This window comes from Methanocaldococcus bathoardescens, assembly GCF_000739065.1.
Classification (GTDB): domain Archaea; phylum AGJL01; class Methanococci; order Methanococcales; family Methanocaldococcaceae; genus Methanocaldococcus; species Methanocaldococcus bathoardescens.
The window spans coordinates 354,512-372,724 of sequence record NZ_CP009149.1 but is presented as its reverse complement, the minus strand read 5'-3'; the positions used below and the strand labels follow the sequence as shown (position 1 = coordinate 372,724).

Genomic DNA, 18,213 nt, shown 5'->3' with positions numbered 1-18,213 from the left:
ATTATCGAAGTTGGCTTTATAAGCATAGGGGGACACCCCCTATTGCTATATCCCCTAACACCTCCTCGCTAACGCTCGGAGGTGTAAATCTAAATGATTTCTCTTATAGCATGCCACTCAATTATCGAAGTCGGCTTAATAATTCCATTTATAACATCATAGAACAAAATCTCATTCTCAATTAAAAATTTTATATACTTCATCTCTTCTTTTTTAACGTCTTTTTTATAGTCAATTTTTATTTCATTCCTAAATTTAGAAAGGACTTTATAAATCTCTTCTTCATTTAAATCGGAAGTGTCAATTAGATATTTTAAACCATCTGATTCAACATTAATCCATTGTTTTATAGTTTCTTCAACAGATAAGCCAAGTTTTTTATTATTTATCAACTGGGAGATTTCATAAGGTAAAGATAGATAATTCAAAGCATAATTAATCTCTTCTTCACTAAAACCTTCTTCTTTTAAAATATTCCTTATAGTTCCTTTTCTTAACCAATCAATTAGATAATATTCGGAAGTATTTTTTAAGGTTGAGTTACGGTAAATCTCTTCAATAAATAAAGTATCTGATGTTAAGCAGATAACATGGCATAGATGCCTTACTTTAGTTAAATGCACAAATAAGTTAAATAGTTCATTTAATAGTGATTTACCTTCTTTTCCATCTCCGTTAAAGTAGATATTTTTTAACTTCTGCAATTCATCTATAATTAAAACTGGTTTTTTTCCATCTTTAATAACTGCGTTTATGCTCTCATTTATTTTAGCAAAGACATCATTTAAAGATAAGTTATTAAAGTCAAAATTCTCTTCAATTCCTAACTTAAATATTTTTAAGTTAATCTCTAACTTATTCAATAAGTATTTTTTATCTCCTTTTTCAAAGAATATGTTTAAAAATTCTTCCTTTGTTGGTGTTGCATATTTTCTCAAATCGTAGTAAAAAAATACCAAATCATCTCTTTTTGATAATTCTTCAATAACTCTAAGCATTACCGTAGTTTTTCCAGAAGATTTAGGGCCGTAAACGAATAAGATAGAGTTTGGTTCTAATTGGACATAGGTTTTTAGATAATGTAATTCTTTTTCTCTATTGTAGAACTTCATTTATAATCCCCACCAGAGTTTTATAACAAAATTAATCTTTCTTTTTAGAAATTTTTTTACGTATCGGAATTAAAATTTTTAGTTTTATTATTTCAGCAATTTTTGCAGTTATACTAACATTAAATACAGTTTTTAATATTATCTCAAGTGCTAAATAAGCATTTATTGTAAGAATACATCCAAAGTAGTAATTTGTAGTTTTTTGGATGTTAATTACAGTTGTGTTTATTGTGTCTATTTTATGATTTATAACCATCAACTGATTTTCAATATTGTTTAAATGGCATTTTATTTCTTCTAAGTCCTCTTTTGAAGTGGCATTTAGAGTTATGTTATAGTATATTGGTTCAACTTGAATTTGTGATACTTGCGTATTGGAATGACAGACAATACAACCTATTATGAGAATACCAAATAATAAAAGAAATATTACTAACATTTCGTCCATAGTATAACCAATATTAATATTATTTAATCCATTTATCAAGTTTTTCATCCTTTGCTGATTTTATGATGTTTTCCCTACCAACTAAGAATCCATCGAGTAGTTTTTTCTCTTTGCTGTCTTTTGGTAGAGTTTCAGATATTGCTTGGGCAAATTTGAAGAAACTGTCTTTTAAGTAGTTTGTTTCTTGGAGAGTTTTTATTATGCCTTCCCTATCTCCCTTCTCCCAGAGTTTTAAAACTTTGTGTAAAACATCAACTAAATCTTTTGGTTCTTTCAACTCTTCCAACTTTCTTTCATGAGGTCCTAAGAGGTAGATGTATTCTTTATCTTTCTTTATGAATCCTTTGTTCCATTCTTTTTCTAAGTTTAAGCCAACACTCTGAGCTAATTTTCTTGCCTCATCAAATATGACTTTTGATGTACCATAACTCCATCTGTAGAGGAGATAGAATCTTGACAATGGAGAGAGTTCATCTGCAAAGCCATTGTGGATGATTTGTTTAACTGCATAGTCAGTTACAATCTCTCTAACATATTCAAGGAGTTTATCTCCTTTTATCTCATTTCCTTCATAGTCCATGATTTTGTTGTATCTTCCAAAGATTTCAATTGCAGAACCAATTGCAGAGATGAAGAAGTCAGCCCCTCCAATTCCCTCCTCCCAAAGTTTGTCAAGTTTTTTGTGTAAGTGCTTTTTAATTTCTTCTTTAACTTCATTTAGCCAGCCAATTTCTTCTTTTTGCATCTTTCTTGCTACAATGTAGATTGATGATGCCAATGCGGCTGATTCCTTTGCTCTTAGTCGAGCTTTCATTTCAGTGTGTATTGGATAACTTGCTGTAATAACTAAGCCAGATTCTAAGAGAGCATTTATAATTGTCTCCCATCCTTCTGTTGTTTTATGTGCATAGACAATAACTGCTATTCCATTTGGTTTTAATACTCTATAAATTTCCTTGAATGCCTTTTTTAGGTTTTCTTCAAAGAATTTTTTTGCATCTTCCCATGATTTGTTGTGAGTATAGGCAACAATTTCTTGAGATTTTGGTGTTAGTGGAGTTGAGAATAAATCTGGGTATAAATCTCCAATGGTTCTTTTTAACCAAACGTAGAAGAAGTCAGAGAGATAGGAATAGGGAACATTGTCATAATATGGAGGGTCTGTAAAAACAGCATCAAAGAAATTATCAGGGTATGGAAGAGATATTGCTGATGAATGGGTTACTTTTGGTATGGAATTATTTTCTGTTGGTGAAATTTGAGAGAGATGTTCTAAGACAGAGATTATCCAATCCATCGCAGAATTCCAATCACCAGTAGCAGAACTCCAAGGATTAAGTTCAAAATAGTCCCACACCATAGGTAATGCTTGTCTTCCAAAAGTATGTGCAATAAATTCTCCCGCAACTGCCCAAACTGTTAAATTAGAATTGTAATCTGCTAATCTATCCAGTCCAAAAGCCAAATATGTAACAATTGCTTTAGCATAATCTTCCTTATCTTCAATATTCTCTCTATCCTTTAATTCTTCCAAAATTTTATAATAAGCTTCTCTAATCTTATCCATAAAAGTAATCAATGCCAATTTCTGCCTTGCATTGAATAAATCTTCCCACTTATCCATTCCATATCCTTGAACTCTAAATCCTAATGTTCCTTTTGGTGGTAAAGGTTCATCAGGCACAGGGTCGAATCCCCACTTATCAATAAACTCCTCTCTCTTCTTCTCCAAATATATCTCTGCCTCTTTGAAAATCTCAACATCCATCTCAGTTGCTACTCTGTATTTTTTACCTCTCTCCTTTGGATTGTGTAAAACAACAGCAACTAATCTCTCTCCACTCTTCCCCTCTTTAAACAAATTCCTCAATGTCTTTGCATCAATAACAGAGCCACAAACTGGACATGTAACTATTGCCCTCTTAACAGTCCCTTTTGATGGGTCAAAATCATCTGGCATCTTCTCATATCCATCTCCAACAATTTTAAACTTAGCCTCTCCATCTTCAACATAAGGATACAATGCCACTTTTTTATTACTCTTCTTTGCCAACCAAAACTGTCTCATCAATGGAATCTCAGCATTACAAGAAGGATTTTGGCATGGAACTGTTCTTGCCCAAATATAACCAACTGGAATTGAACCATCTTCATCAACAGGATAGAATCTCCCAATCTCTTTCTTTGCTTCCTCTAAAACATAATTCCCCCACTTTTTAACATCTTCAAGTAGTGGATTTTTATCATCAGTATCATACTTAAGAATACTCTTCCATTTTTTAGTGTCCTCATAAGAATCTTTGTTTTCCATAGTCTCTATGCTCTTTTTTCTTCCATATTTTTGTGGATATTCTAAAACTGCCTTTAATATCAAAACAGCTACAGGATTGTAATCATTGGCATAAACTTCACATCCTAATCTTAAACACTCCAAAGGAATTGCCCCTCCCCCTGAAAATGGGTCTAAAACTCTCGGTACATATCCCAAAGATTTTTTTATATCTTCCCTTGCTCTTTTAATAATTGCAGAATTTGTTGAGTTCTCCCATTTAGCTAAATCTTTTATAAAATCCTTTATATCATCTTCTTTCTCCTCTGAATATTCAATTAAAGACGCATAGCTTGTAGTCCTTGAAGATGCTAATGGTCGTCTTGCCCACCATATATGTAAAGTTGAGATATGTCCATGTCTAATGTTTTTCTCCTTTGCTGATTCCTCACTAACCTCTTTAACTGGAAACACTTCTTCAATAAATGCTCTCTTTATTGGAAATTCTTCCATGTTTGTCACCATTAAATTATTTTTTAAATTTATCCAGTAACTTATCCAAAATCCCTACTTCTCCACTTGTTGGGATTATTTCATTTAATACATTTCCTTCTATAACTGCCTTTTTATTTTTTAAGTATGGTTTAACCTTCTTTTCCTCTTCAACAAACTTTTTTGTGTTCTCAACCTCTTTATAGAGTAAAAAACTGTTATATAGGTTGTTAATCTCTTTTTTAAATAGAATATTTTTATCAACCTGTAATTTATGAGGGTATGCATTAATTTTGTAGTAATAATAACTCTCTGGGTCAAATACTCTTGATTTATGAAGTTTTAAATCTTGTTGATACTCTTCTTTGTTACTATATCCCTTCTTTGCAATGTATTCCTTAAATTTATCTTCTGGAATATCAAACACTATTTGTGGCTCCCTATTTATTCCAATAAAATCACATGCAAAAAATTGGGATAATATATCCGATGCTAATGCATAGTCATCACTAATATTTGGGTCTATCTCTCTTTTTATGTGGGAATAATAAAGAACTACATTATTTAATCCAATTATTTTATCTATCATTCTAATTAAAGTCCTAACTCTTGAGAAATATCTTCCTCCAATATGGCTTGCATTGAAATTAATCCATAGGTTTGTGTATCCTTTTCTTTTATAGTGCCATAGTAGCTTTTCCATATTCTTTTTACTCAGTTGTATCTGAATTGGAACAAAAATTGGTTTTTTGTTGAATTCAGATAAGATTTTCACACTTTCATCGATAATTTTTATATAATCTTCTAAATCAATAATCTTCCCTTTACTACTTTCTATTCGTATATCTGGAACTAAAATCATTGACTTAGATGCTGTATGTATATAATCAAGCAAAACTCCATAGCTATCTATATCTAATGGAGGTAAAACATCATCCTTAAACTTATTTTCAACAAAAGGATTTCTTGAAAATACTGCCGATACTGTGGTTAGTGAAGCACTATACAAATCATCTTTAAGCTTAAAAAACTTATTTAATTCTGATACTCTATTACTTCCATAATTTTCAAGTATATTAAACAACTTTCTAAAGCTTCTTGGATTTGAAATATAAGAACCAATTTCAAATATTGGATTGTCTATATCCTCAGCAATTCCATCTACCACATATTTACGCAATTCCTTTCCGTATAAAACTTTAAATGGTGTTTCAAATTTCATTTTTAAATGCTCAATCTCTACTTCTTTGATTATATAATTACCATCTTTTGATTTTTCAATAATTTCAGTATTTAATCTCGGGTCAAACTCACTTTCTACCATTATTTCCCCCACGGGATAGTTCTTCAAGTATTGGGTCGATGATTTCTTTACACTTTTTCTCATTCAAGTTTAAAGGTCTCTTTTTTCCAGATTTAATTACTTCTTTAATTTTATTTAGGATTTCTATTCCTTCTTCACATTCAAGTTTCCCATCTTCAAGACATGAATTTTTAATAAATCCAATAGTTCCTACAACCTTATCTGCTAAATACTCAAAGTTATTCTTTACGAAATTTTTGGCTCTTCTATCATCCAAAATTAAATACTTTAGCTCTCCAAGAATATCCAAATAGTGTGCTATGCCTATTGCCTCGTACTCTCCATCCTCTAAGTGTTTTGGATCTCTACCAAAAATAGGTTTTATAAGTGAGTAATAATCATAATCTACAATATTAACTAAATTTTGAAAATCATCGTCGTTAAATAAAGTTTCTGGAATCTCATTTAATACTCTTCTCCCAATATAAAATGAATATAACTTAATAAATTTATAAATCCACTCTTTTTCTTCTAAATCATCTACAAAACAAATGTAAAACGATGAATCTGCAGAAACACCAGCATTGTTTCTCATCCAATCCCCCACTTTTATTTTATCCATACTCTAAAATTATTTAACTGTGTTTTTTACGAGTGATTCGTATCTATCTTCATCAATTACTTTCTTTTTTATTAAATTCTTAGCTAATTTATCTTTTTCTTTCTTTATTTCCCAATAAACACTGGACTTTTCAGTATATTCTGGATAAGTATCGTAAATTAACAATAACAGCTCCTTTAACGACAATTTGTCATATAAATTCCTAACAATTTTTATTCCAGCAAGTAAATGAATCAAATCATTATCTCTACTCTTTAAAATCTCATTTACAATTTTTTTATACTCTTCTTTACCTTTTTCAGTTAATTTTATATAACCACCACTTAAACGGTCATATTTCTTTGGTGGGATATACTCCCAACAATTTTCAAGATAAAACGGATGAATAACACACTCCTGAACTTCCCTTGAAAATGGCCCCTTATAATGTTTAATAAATTTCATATACTTTCTTATCCCAGGATGAAAATTCCAGAGTAGAAAAAGCTCTTTTTCAAGATGAAGCATTGATATTTCCTTATCTTTGCATCCTAAAACAAGAAGTATCAAATACTCCAATCCCATCTGTTTTGCTTCGTCAAATTCACTCATAGTATCACTATTTACGTGTTTATCTAAAACTTCTTGTTTGTCGTATATAACTACTCTTTCTTTCTGGCATCCAACCACCATTTATATAAATCCAAAAAGAAAGGGTTCTTATAGCAATCGTTTAATATTTAATCTCCAGGAAATATAAATGTTTTATATAATTTATAATGTTAAAATAGATTGCAAATCAAACACCAAATAATTCTCTTCCAACTCAATATCTCCTTTAATCCTCCTACCAAACACACAATAATATTTATCATAATCCTTCAATCCAACCAATTCTGCCTTTCTCTCCAAATCCTTAAAAATCCCATAAACTTCTCTAACACTCAAATCCTTCCATTTAACCTCAACAAATAAAGCTTTTTTATCATTTTCATTTAAAGCAATTAAATCAATCTCCTCTCCCTTATGCCACCATCTACCAATCTTTGAAAACTTAAATGGCAACTTATCATTTTTATTCAATTCAATTAAAAACTCTTTAACAATATCTTTAAAAATCTCTCCAACATACTTATTAAACAATAAATAATCCATCTTAAACATTCCAATTTCAATCTCACTCTTATTTGGATACACAAATCTAAACCAAAACCTGAAGAAGTTGTCTTTTATCTTATATCTCCCCTTCTTACTCTTCAAACTCTCAGTTATTGGAACTTCCCTCTCAACCAAATCCAAACTCATCAAAACTCTCAAATACTTTGGTAAATCCTTTGCCTCAATGCCAGTAACACTCGAAATCTCACTAACCCTATTATAACCCTTAGCAAGTGCTTCGAGGATTAAATAATACCTATGAACATCTCCAACCTCCTCCCTCAAAATAAACTCTGGCTCTTCATACAAAATAGATGTTTTTGAGAAAACAACCTCATTTAACTCCTTCTCAAAATCTTCTCCTTTAAAAAGTTTAAAATACATTGGAATGCCCCCAGTTACAGAGTAGATTTTAACAACCGTCTCAATATCTACATTTTTAAAATACTCTCTAACATGTAAAAATTTTAAAGGAGATAATTTTAGCTGTGCAGTTCTCCTCCCATACAATGGATTTTTGTAACTCATTAAACCCTCCATCAATCCAACGAGAGAACCACAGAGAATTATAAAAAACCTATCATCCAAAATTTCATCAATTATGTGTTGGAAAACTGCTGGAGTATTCTTATCCTCCAATAAATAGGAGAATTCATCAATAACCACAACAATCCTATTGTTTGGGATTATTTTTAAAAGATTAAATGCATCTCTGAAATCTTCTACTTTAACATTTGGTAAATTGAATTTTTTAGCAACTTTTTCATAAAACCTCTCTGCATTAGCATTCAATCCACTCCTATCTGATAAAAAATAAATAACATCCTCTGAGTTAATATTTTTTATAAATTGTTTTATAAGCTCTGTTTTCCCAACTCTCCTCCTACCATATAAGATTAAAACTTCCTTTTTGTCTGATTTATAGAGTTTTTCTAAAAAGGATAGTTCTTCTTCTCTATTTACAAACATTATACTCACCAAGATTATACTAATTAAGATTATACCGTATAAGATAATCTTAGATAAGATAATATAAAAAAGTTGTGATGTGAAAATAGCATTTACTCTTTCTTATCTAACTTTACCTTTTTCGGAACTCCCTTAAACTTCCATTCATTGGTTGGAACAACAAACCTAACAACTTCAACTTTTTCAATAGCATCTAAATTCTCAGCAGGATTTTTTATAATATAAAGAGTTGGATTTATAACAGCATTTTCAACAACATAGAGCCAATATTTATCTCTAAACCTCTTAGCCATGAACCATTCATTTGGAGTTAAAGCTATCTCTCCACTTGTAGCCCTTGCCTTAACCTCAATATATCTAACCTCCCCATTACCTTCTGAATAGATATCATATCCCAAATTTTTTGAAGAAACATCAATAGGATTTCTTCCATTCAACTTTTCATAAGCCATAGCCACTTCCATCCCAATTCTCTCAACCTCTTTATCACTAACCATCTTTCTCTCTGATATAACCCTTATAGCTCCAACAAACTCTGGCATACTCACAGTCAAGTTTTTCTGCCTCTCAATTTCATCCTTTAATCTTTCCAAAGTTTCCTCATACTCTTTCTTCTTTCTCTCAACATTCAATATTGGTAAATCCATCTTCTTTCCTTCACTTTCTTTCTTCTCATAATACTCCAACAACTTTGAGTCAAGCTCAGATATCAAATTCTCCAATGATTTAATTCCATATCTTCTCTTAATATCTGCCAGCCTCTCCCTCTCTCTAAGGATATCATTTTTATACTCCATCAACGATGAAATTGCAAATCTTTTTGCTTTCTCTCTTCTCTCATCTATATTTTCAATCTCAATACCTTTAACATCAGTAGCAGGCACTAAATCCCAAATTATAGCAGGATTTATCTTCTTAAACTCATGTCCATCATCGTATATGGCAAACAATCTCTTTCCAGCAATCTCTCCAGTTCCATCCTTAACTTCCCCTTCAAAAAACCATATAATTCCATCATAAACTCCAGAAACATCTTTAAATACAGCCCCTACCTTGCATTTATCCAAATAATTTCTTAAAACCCACTCCAACACTGCCTCAAACAACGGATGCCCAAAGGAGACAAACTCCACATCTGAATTTTTCATAGCAACCTCTTTATCAAAGGTAATTTTTGCATATCTCTTTGCCAAACTTCCCCATATATTTTTGAATCTCTCATCCTCAGCAATCTTCCTAATCTCATAGGGAATTGAATCAATCTTATAATAATCTTTAACTTTAGCAATCTTCCCTCCTGCCTTTTTAAATGCCTTAATAAAGAATGCCTCAGTGTATTCTGGAGCAAGTCTATACTCCTTACATTTTTCAGAAATATCCTTTATTCTTGTGTAGTCAATCTCTCTAATTGCTAAGCTATCCCCTAATGCCTCTCTAACTCTTCTCAAATATTCCTCATCAACATCAATCTCAATCTCCTTCAAAATCTCATCAATATCTCTTGCATTTGCAGCAGCTTCAAGAACAAGCTGATAAAGTTTTTTTCCATAAAATATCTCTCCAATAACATCAAAAACCTTGTCTCCTAAGTGCTTTCTAATTTCTTCCAACTTATTAAGCAATCTTAATAAAACCTTTCCTTCCCTTGTATTTTCTGCAACTAAGTTGTAAATAAAAACCTCTTTTGTCTGCCCATACCTATGAATTCTCCCCATTCTCTGCTCTAACCTATTTGGATTCCAAGGAATGTCATAGTTTATCATGATATTACAAAACTGTAGATTAATTCCCTCCCCGGCGGCTTCAGTAGCAACCATAATCTGAACTACATTCCTAAATTCTTGTTCTGCCCTTATTCTATCTTCAAGCTTCATCCCTCCATGTATAAATGTCACAGAATGTCCCCAGGATTTTATCTTTTTAACTAAATACTCCAAAGTGTCTCTTGATTCTGTAAAAATTAAAATCTTCTGGTCTTTTGGATATTTTTCCAATAACTCTTTTAACTCTTTAAGCTTTGTTTCACTTTCAGAGGTTATAATTTCATCTGCCATTTTAATTAATTTGTTTATACATTTAATCTCTTCTTTTAATTCATCAATACTTTCAGAGACCGTCAATGTTTCCCAATCCTTCTCAATCTCCCATCTCTCTATTTCTTCATAATCATCAATATCCTCAATATCATTAAACATTAATTTGGCATTATTATTGACAAAATTCTTAATTTTCTCCAATTTTTTCTTTCTCCTTTCTAATGAGCATCTTAATGCATAAATGCTTGAAGCAAATCTCCTCTGCAAGATTAACAAAGCAAATGCAATATTTCTCTTTTTGTCACTTTTTAATGCCTTGTTATACTGCTCAATTACATATTTAGATAGTGCATTATACAACTTCATCTCATCATCTGAGCATGAAAACTTTACCGTCTTAACATGCCTTGGCAAAAATAATGGCTTTCCATCAAAATCTACCAAATCTTCTTTTAATCTTCTTATAAATAATGGATTATCTTTATTTTTAATTGATTCTTCAATCATCTCTGCAGATGAGAAAAATCCGGGATATAACAAGTCCAAAAACAATCTAAAGTTCTCTGCATCCCCTCTATGAGGTGTTGCCGTTAAAAATAGCAAATGTTCAGAATTTTTTGATAGTACTTCTCCCAATCTATATCTATCAGTTTTTTTAGTTTTATCTCCATATTTGTAGGCAGCCATTTTATGAGCTTCATCTACAATAACCAAATCCCAATGAGCACTTCCCAAAGAAGATAGTATATCTTCCTGCTTAGCAAAATCCATTGAAGTTATTACTTGATTATACTTCTCCCAAACATTCTCCCCATAGTTGTTATTTATAAGATTTCTATCAACAACCACAAAATTCTCCGAAAATTTTTCTTTTAACTCCCTCCTCCACTGATCTTTTAAATGCCCTGGAACTACAATCAATATTCTCTTTGCAAGCCCTCTAAGCTTTAACTCTTTAATAACTAATCCTGCCATTATTGTTTTTCCAGCTCCTGGGTCATCAGCTATCAAAAACCTAATTCGTGGAAGCTTTAAAATGTAGTTATAGACAGCATCAATTTGATGTGGTAGCGGGTCAATCTTTGAAACTGTTGTAGCTAAAAATGGATCAAAGAGGTATGTTAACCTAAATCTATATCCTTCCAACCCAAGAAACACTTCTTCAGCATTTTCTGAAAAGTTAAGTTTCTCAACATCATAAGTTCTAAATTTATCTAAATCCTTTTTTGGAATTATGTTATCAATGTATTTCTTAGATTTTATCATAACTCCAACAATTCTTATTAAATCTCCAAAATCCTCAACTTCTAAGATTTTTATTGGTTCTGGCCAGTGTGGTGATTTTATAACACTTCCCTGCTTTAATTCAACAGCCATACCCCTCCCCTACGTAAATTTGAAAATAAAAAAGAAAAAATTTATTTATTCTATATTTAACCTAAACAAATCTACAGCATTTTTATGAGCTACTTTATTAATAATTTCTTTCTTAATGCCATTAATCTTCATCTTTAAAACAGTTCTTGGAACTGCTAAAACATCTGATGCATTTGAAGAACAGTCACTATTCAGCAAAATCTTATTAGCAAAGTCCTTATTTTCTTTTACTATTTCAACTGCCTCTAATGGTGTTAATTTACCTGGTTGAACTGTTAATCCTACATAAAATCCTTCATCTAAAACCCATTTTGTTGTCTCTTTATTGCAGTGCTCAATAACTATATCTTTATTTTTTAGATTTAGTGTTGAAATCTCGTCCAATATTATTTTAGTTATCTCTTCTTTATTTCTTCTTGGGGTATGCACAACTGCTGGAAGTTTTAATTCCTCAACCAACATCAACTGCTTTATAAATACCTCTTTTTCTTCTTTTGTAGCTTTTTCTAAACCAATCTCTCCAATACCAACAACATTATCATATTTTACATAGTTCTTTATCTTATCCAATGCTTCATCAACCTCCGGAGGAATAGCCCTTGGATGCATTCCAACACATACAAATAAATTCAATCCTACCTTTTTAGCTCTTTCTAATTCATTAAATAGTATTTTTTCAACATGAGCCTCCCAAACTTTTATGCTCTTCATCTCAAATGGGTCGTGAGCTAATGTTATAACTGCATCTAAGCACATTGCCATTAACTCTAAATCCTCCAAACCTCTTGTATCTGAGTGAATGTGAGTGTCTATCATCCCCCCACCTCATAAGACTATTAGTAAAAATTTAAATTTTAGTTTTATTGATTTTAATCTATCTTTCTTCCAACAGGCATCAACAATAGAGGATGTTCCTCTATCTTTAAAATTTCCCTTATCTCATCATCATAGAATGCTCCAACAGCTACAGTTCCTAAACCTAAAGATGTTGCCATTAAATATACGTTTTGAGCAACACATCCAACTTCCATGTGTACATATCTAAAGCCCCTATCTCCATAAACCCTTGTTGTTCTTTCATAATTAGCAGTTATGATTAAAACTATTGGAGCTATAGCAATAAACATCTGCTTTAATGATGCTAAAGCCAATTCATGCCCAACCTCTTCATCTAAAACTCTAACTATTGAATGCCTCTCAGGGATATATTTATAAACTCCCTCCTCAACTCCAATAACATCCCTCACATTTATATAAATCTCTAATGGATATGTTGCTCCTGCAGAAGGGACTGTTTTAAAGCCCATTTTGTCAGTCACTCCATAAGCGGCAAATAAAATATGAGATAACTCTCTTAAAGTTAGTGGAGATGAGCTATATTCTCTAACTGACCTTCTCTTTAATAAAACATCTTCTAACTTTATCTCCTCTACCTCTGGAAGTAAAATTTCCATACTATCACTCCATAAAATTTTTGTAATTAATTTTGATCAATATTAATATATTCTACTTTTCTCTTATAACAACTTTTCCATGATTTGATGGAACTATTTTTATCTTCGCATTTTCAAAATCTCTATAGAGAGTTTTACCTTCAAACAATCTATCTAAAAAGATTGCTAAGGCTGCAACTTCAGAATGTGGCTGATTACCAACAGAAATGTTGTAATCTGCTAATTCATAAACCTCCTTTGGTACTTTTTCAGCTCCAACAACAACCAATATATCCTTTTCTTTACTCAATTCTCTAATTTCTGGCATTATTTCATTTATATTGGCACCATACATTGTTAAATGAACCACAATCCCTCTTTTTTTAAATTCTCTAATGTATCTTTTCCAATGCTTTTCAACAACAAATTTAAAGTTTCCTCCCCAATTTTCAACAACTTTTTTAACGCTACTTTCAACATGCTCATCTTCAACTGTAAAAATTATTTTCTCAGCCCCTAAAGCTCTTGCTGTCAATGCTACATGAGTTGATATCCTCTTATCCCTATCTCCTCTATGCCCTAATCTCAAAACCTCAACAACCATGCTAATTCCCCTTATTTTTTAATCAATTTATACAACTCCTTCAAAGGAATGCCATATTTCTTAGCTATTTTCTTTAAATCCTCATATTCTGGTTTTTCAGAAATAATTTCATTATCAATTATTCCAAATTTTATCCTAACATCTTCATCAAACAACTTTATAGTTTTAAATTCCCTATCTGCAGTTATCCTGTTTATGTTAAATATTCTAATCCCCAAAGTCCCTGTTTCCCTCATTATAATTTTAGCTACTTCTTTAACTTTATCTCTTTTAACAATAGCCCTTATTGTGTAAGCAGGTCTGTTCTTTTTCATATAGGTTGGGATAAAATGTAAATCTCTAACCTTTCCATCCAAAACTTCATATAAATAACCTAAAATCTCTGGTGAGACATCATCAACATTTGTTTCTAATAGAGCTATATCTTCCATCTTTATATTTTCAATCTTAAACACTCTCAAAACATTTGGCATGAAACTTTTAGAAAAAGTTGAACAAATCCTACGGATTTGTAGCTGGAAAGCTTCGCTTTCCATTTCATCAAAACTTTGAGATATGTTGGAAATATAGCCCTTATGATTCGGAATCTCTAAATCTTTATCTCCAGCTCCATAAGAGATTTCTTTTATAATAAAACTTCCCTCAACTAATTTTGGGTTTATGTATTTTATTATTGCTGCTCCAGTTGGTGTTGTTAATTCCTCATCTATATCAGAGAAGAATATTTCAAGCCCTTTCAATATCTCAGCTGTTGCTGGTGCTGGAACTGGCAATAATCCATGCTCCGTCTTTACAAAACCATTTCCAACATTTATTGGTTTATAAAAACAACTATCTTTTAAATTTAGCTTATTAATTATATATGCTGCCCCAACAATATCTGCTATTGTATCGTAATTCCCAACTTCATGGAAATGAACATCCTCAATATTTACATTATGAACTTTGCTTTCAGCTTCAGCCAATATTTTTAAAATCTCTAAAGCAGAGATTTTAATATCTTTTTGAATATCAGAGTTTTTAATTATATCTACCATGTCTTTATATGTGTTAGCATTGTAATTAACATTTTTTGGAATTATATTGACTTTATTCGCTACTATATGGCACTTCTTGACTTTTTTTATTTCAATATCAACATCAACAACTTTTTTAATCGTATTTATAAGCTCTTCTTTATCAACAAAATCAATCATAGCTGATAAAAACATATCTCCACTAATTCCAGAAAATGGGTCTAATAGAAACATAAAAATCCCCTTTTTATTTTTTAAATTATAAAAAAGAGTTAAAAAATAAAGATTTAAAGTTTAGTTTAGATAATCAGTTCCATAATCTACTTTATAAATCTTAAATCCTGGCTGAACGCCAAAGTTTGTTGGGTCTATTGATGCCTTAACTAATTTTATATGCTTTAATCCATAACCATCTAAGAAGTGTAGTTTAGCATAGACACTATCTTCTAAGTTTCTTGTTGATATCCATGCATGCCCTCTTCCATCTGATTCTATTCTAATAAACTCTGATAACTGCCCATCTTCATTTAAAATAATTTCTCTAACACCTAAAGGTGTTTTAATATACAACTTATGTATCTTAAATGTTCCAACGATTTTTGTTTGTCCGTTTACTTTTTGAACAACTGCTGTTGAGATATTTGTACTATTTATTAATGTAATGTAATTGTTTCCATAAACATTTACATTTGCTAAGATTGTGCCGTTTCCTAAGTAATAAGATGTTCCTTTAAAGAACACTCCTTTCTCTCTCTTTTCATTAGGTGTATTTGGTGGTAAAGAGAAGTTCCAGAATCCAAACATACTCCAAACTGGAGCTATATCTGTCATCCTGTTGTAGGTTATTAAATAATCAGGATTTGGATGCTCTGGATGGGTTGCATTTAAAACTAATTTTGCTTCTTTATCACTTAAACCATATTTTTTAGTTAATATTTCATAAGCTTTACTTCTACTTACTGGCAGAATTTCATTCAATATCTCAACAGTTTTTGAGACGTTGTTGTGAGTGAAGTTCATTAAAACACTACCTTTTTTAAATGCTTCATCTCCACTTGTTGCTAACATCCTAATTATTCCAATAGACAAGTTTTCGTTTGAAGTAGCAAAAGCCCTTCCCACCCAGTAAGCTCTTGGGGAGTTTTGACTACCTCCATCAAATGTTACCATTCTTCTTGCTTCATATGTATAGATGTGCCCGTTATCCCACCAGCAGGTTATAACTGCATTTTTTGGGGTATTTGCTTTTATCCAATCTAAGCCCTCTTTCCATCCATTATTGAATGTCGGTGCAGTTGTGAATGGAATTACTGCAGATAATTGTGGAATTACCACTCCAATACAAAGTAATACTGCAGAGAGCTTTATTATTGTCTCTTTTTTATTGTTTATTGCTGTAACGATATCTGAAATTTTGTAAATGATCAATAAAGCCAAGACAATTAAAAATCCATAGGCAATTATAGGAACATAGGTTGTTGGCAGTAATATTTGAGAAATTTTTCCAGTATATTTTGAGACTATTAATAAACCAAATAACCCTGCAGGAATTCCTAATCCAAATACGGCAATATCATTTTTCATCTTCAGGGCTCTATCTATTTGCCCAATAAGCATTCCTAAACCAATAGCCAATGGAGGGGTTGCTAAAGATGCGAATCTAATCCCTTTTGTTGCGGCATATAAAGTTACACTTAGCCAGATAGCCAATAGTAGAGCATATTTTACATCAAACTTAAATTTTCCATACCTTAAAGATATGAATGATAATATTATCCCAAAAATTCCAGCTATTGCAACTGTTTTTGAACCAATGGCATTTGTAAATATTTCTCCCCATGAGCTTGGTTTTGCAAGCTCTGCAACTGTTGTATATACGTTAGGCCAACCAGTAGCTTGTGAATATGTTGAAAGTATTTGTTTATAACCTAAAGGTGAGGTAATTGGTGAGATTGCTGTTCCTACTCCATATATTGCTGTTAATAATATAAGTGACCCAAGTATGTAGAATATTGATAGACAAACAACATTCTTGAAGTTTCCAATGTCAACAAACTCTTTTATTTTTACTTGTGATTTTAGTAATGCTAATGCAATGATATAAATTACCAAGAAAGCTGTTATTACATCAAATCCATACCACCAAGCTCCCCACATTTTTGGGGCTACAGCTGTTAATATCACAGCCAATAGAGCAAATAATTCAAACTCTACATCATTACCTTTCAATCTCTTAATTCCTGCTATTACTAAACCTGCTAAAATAAACGCTAAAGATATTGTATAGAATAATATTGAGGCAATAACTACACTTTCTCCTGAGGTGATATTTAAGTAGGCTCCAATTATTAGCTCAATTATTAATGCAATAATTACAAATAATGCGACAGGATTTTTTAAATCTTTTTTGAATAATGCTGTTTTTTCTTGGCTGTGTATTGCTTCAAGAATAAACCATATTATAAAGAGTATTGGAAGAACTTCAAATATTGGTGTGTCTGCAAAACCTGCAGATGTTTTGTATAATAAAGAAGGAGCTGAGATTAGAGCTATAGCCCCAACAATTCCTCCAATATTGCTATTTGTAACTCTCCTAACTATGAAATAAATTGGTATTCCCAATAACATCCCTAAAACTGCTGGAACCCAGAAGGCAGCGTTCATAATGGTTACGGTTGCATCAATAGAATGCCATATGTAATAGATTGCCAATGTTGCTAAGCAGATAACTGGTGGTTCCCAAGACATTGGATGTCCTGGAGGTGCATATTGGTATAAATCATAAGGCACTTCTTTTCCATTAATGATTTTTGTTGTATCTCCACAATGTCCATTGTTGTAAAGATTCTCACTCAACCTTAAATAGTAGTAAGGGTCTAATGCTAAAAGATACATTCTTCCATGTTCATCTGAAAACATATTTTTTAAAAATTCGTTATCTTGAGCGAATTTCATATCTGCTGTCTGAGCTCTCAGCTGGAAACTTATAAACATCAACATTAATACAATTAAAAAGACCTTTATCCAACTCTTTTCTTTAAAGAAATTATTTATTTTTTCTAATACATTACTCATGAGTTTCACCTTTATACACGTAACCGTCAGTTATTACTATCAACCCATTATCTTTGATAATTTCATATAACTTAGGCAATACCTTATTTATATTTTCTTCAATATCAATGCATTCAATAATCACTGGAAGGTTTATAGATAATCTAAATATATCCACCTCAGCTATACCTCTAACTCCATAACCGCATATCCCTTTATAAACGGTAGCCCCACTAATCCCCTCCCTTTTTAGTATTTTAACTATATGTTTATACATCAGTTCTCCTTCAAATTTATCCCCTTCCCTTAAATAAATTTTTAAAATTTTTACTTTTATCATG

At 31.4% G+C, this 18,213-nt stretch carries 14 protein-coding genes; all 14 read right to left on the bottom strand.

Features of this window, described 5'->3' with window-relative positions:
- Positions 1-89: 89 nt before the first annotated feature.
- On the bottom strand, positions 90-1,112 hold the full coding sequence (locus tag JH146_RS01930) for an ATP-binding protein (protein WP_048201422.1): 1,023 nt from the start codon (positions 1,110-1,112) through the stop codon (positions 90-92).
- A gap of 31 nt (positions 1,113-1,143) precedes the next feature.
- Positions 1,144-1,560, bottom strand: coding sequence for a hypothetical protein (locus tag JH146_RS01925; RefSeq protein ID WP_153232485.1), 417 nt, complete (start codon positions 1,558-1,560; stop codon positions 1,144-1,146).
- Positions 1,561-1,579: 19 nt separating this feature from the next.
- Positions 1,580-4,342, bottom strand: coding sequence for a DUF1156 domain-containing protein (locus tag JH146_RS01920; RefSeq protein WP_048201420.1), 2,763 nt, complete (start codon positions 4,340-4,342; stop codon positions 1,580-1,582).
- Between the two features lie 16 nt (positions 4,343-4,358).
- Positions 4,359-5,645 (bottom strand): hypothetical protein, encoded by a 1,287-nt coding sequence (locus JH146_RS01915; protein ID WP_048201419.1) that lies wholly within the window; start codon positions 5,643-5,645, stop codon positions 4,359-4,361.
- A complete protein-coding gene (locus tag JH146_RS01910; protein WP_048201418.1) occupies positions 5,632-6,219 on the bottom strand; it encodes a hypothetical protein in 588 nt (195 codons plus the stop codon). The genes JH146_RS01915 and JH146_RS01910 overlap by 14 nt, the downstream gene beginning before the upstream one ends.
- Before the next feature lie 36 nt (positions 6,220-6,255).
- The gene (locus JH146_RS01905) at positions 6,256-6,837 is read right to left on the bottom strand and encodes a hypothetical protein (protein ID WP_048201417.1); all 582 of its coding nucleotides are present in this window, start codon (positions 6,835-6,837) and stop codon (positions 6,256-6,258) included.
- A gap of 162 nt (positions 6,838-6,999) precedes the next feature.
- Positions 7,000-8,352 (bottom strand): ATP-binding protein, encoded by a 1,353-nt coding sequence (locus JH146_RS01900; protein ID WP_048201416.1) that lies wholly within the window; start codon positions 8,350-8,352, stop codon positions 7,000-7,002.
- A 92-nt stretch (positions 8,353-8,444) separates the two neighbouring features.
- Entirely contained in the window at positions 8,445-11,765 is a 3,321-nt protein-coding gene (locus JH146_RS01895) for a helicase-related protein (RefSeq protein ID WP_048201415.1), read from the bottom strand.
- Positions 11,766-11,810: 45 nt separating this feature from the next.
- Positions 11,811-12,581: a TatD family hydrolase gene (locus JH146_RS01890; protein WP_048201414.1), complete on the bottom strand. Its 771-nt coding sequence runs from the start codon at positions 12,579-12,581 to the stop codon at positions 11,811-11,813.
- Between the two features lie 53 nt (positions 12,582-12,634).
- Positions 12,635-13,219, bottom strand: a complete 585-nt coding sequence (locus JH146_RS01885; protein ID WP_048201413.1) for a SagB/ThcOx family dehydrogenase — start codon at positions 13,217-13,219, stop codon at positions 12,635-12,637.
- Positions 13,220-13,271: 52 nt separating this feature from the next.
- Positions 13,272-13,802 carry a tRNA (cytidine(56)-2'-O)-methyltransferase gene (locus JH146_RS01880; RefSeq protein WP_048201412.1) on the bottom strand — a complete coding sequence of 177 codons (531 nt, stop codon included), beginning with the start codon at positions 13,800-13,802 and terminating at the stop codon, positions 13,272-13,274.
- 11 nt (positions 13,803-13,813) lie between these two features.
- Complete coding sequence (gene larC / locus JH146_RS08545) at positions 13,814-15,052, bottom strand: nickel pincer cofactor biosynthesis protein LarC (RefSeq protein ID WP_081874450.1); 1,239 nt, start codon at positions 15,050-15,052, stop codon at positions 13,814-13,816.
- A 60-nt stretch (positions 15,053-15,112) separates the two neighbouring features.
- Entirely contained in the window at positions 15,113-17,893 is a 2,781-nt protein-coding gene (locus tag JH146_RS01865) for an STT3 domain-containing protein (protein WP_048201411.1), read from the bottom strand.
- The gene (locus JH146_RS01860) at positions 17,886-18,212 is read right to left on the bottom strand and encodes a DUF190 domain-containing protein (RefSeq protein WP_048201410.1); all 327 of its coding nucleotides are present in this window, start codon (positions 18,210-18,212) and stop codon (positions 17,886-17,888) included. The genes JH146_RS01865 and JH146_RS01860 overlap by 8 nt, the downstream gene beginning before the upstream one ends.
- Between the last annotated feature and the right edge of the window lies 1 nt (position 18,213).

Coding starts and splice junctions, on each gene's coding strand:
- JH146_RS01930 (WP_048201422.1), bottom strand. CDS start 1,112: ATGAAGTTCTACAATAGAGAAAAAGAATTACATTATCTAAAAACCTAT.
- JH146_RS01925 (WP_153232485.1), bottom strand. CDS start 1,560: ATGGACGAAATGTTAGTAATATTTCTTTTATTATTTGGTATTCTCATA.
- JH146_RS01920 (WP_048201420.1), bottom strand. CDS start 4,342: ATGGAAGAATTTCCAATAAAGAGAGCATTTATTGAAGAAGTGTTTCCA.
- JH146_RS01915 (WP_048201419.1), bottom strand. CDS start 5,645: ATGGTAGAAAGTGAGTTTGACCCGAGATTAAATACTGAAATTATTGAA.
- JH146_RS01910 (WP_048201418.1), bottom strand. CDS start 6,219: ATGAGAAACAATGCTGGTGTTTCTGCAGATTCATCGTTTTACATTTGT.
- JH146_RS01905 (WP_048201417.1), bottom strand. CDS start 6,837: ATGAGTGAATTTGACGAAGCAAAACAGATGGGATTGGAGTATTTGATA.
- JH146_RS01900 (WP_048201416.1), bottom strand. CDS start 8,352: ATGTTTGTAAATAGAGAAGAAGAACTATCCTTTTTAGAAAAACTCTAT.
- JH146_RS01895 (WP_048201415.1), bottom strand. CDS start 11,765: ATGGCTGTTGAATTAAAGCAGGGAAGTGTTATAAAATCACCACACTGG.
- JH146_RS01890 (WP_048201414.1), bottom strand. CDS start 12,581: ATGATAGACACTCACATTCACTCAGATACAAGAGGTTTGGAGGATTTA.
- JH146_RS01885 (WP_048201413.1), bottom strand. CDS start 13,219: ATGGAAATTTTACTTCCAGAGGTAGAGGAGATAAAGTTAGAAGATGTT.
- JH146_RS01880 (WP_048201412.1), bottom strand. CDS start 13,802: ATGGTTGTTGAGGTTTTGAGATTAGGGCATAGAGGAGATAGGGATAAG.
- larC (WP_081874450.1), bottom strand. CDS start 15,052: ATGTTTCTATTAGACCCATTTTCTGGAATTAGTGGAGATATGTTTTTA.
- JH146_RS01865 (WP_048201411.1), bottom strand. CDS start 17,893: ATGAGTAATGTATTAGAAAAAATAAATAATTTCTTTAAAGAAAAGAGT.
- JH146_RS01860 (WP_048201410.1), bottom strand. CDS start 18,212: ATGATAAAAGTAAAAATTTTAAAAATTTATTTAAGGGAAGGGGATAAA.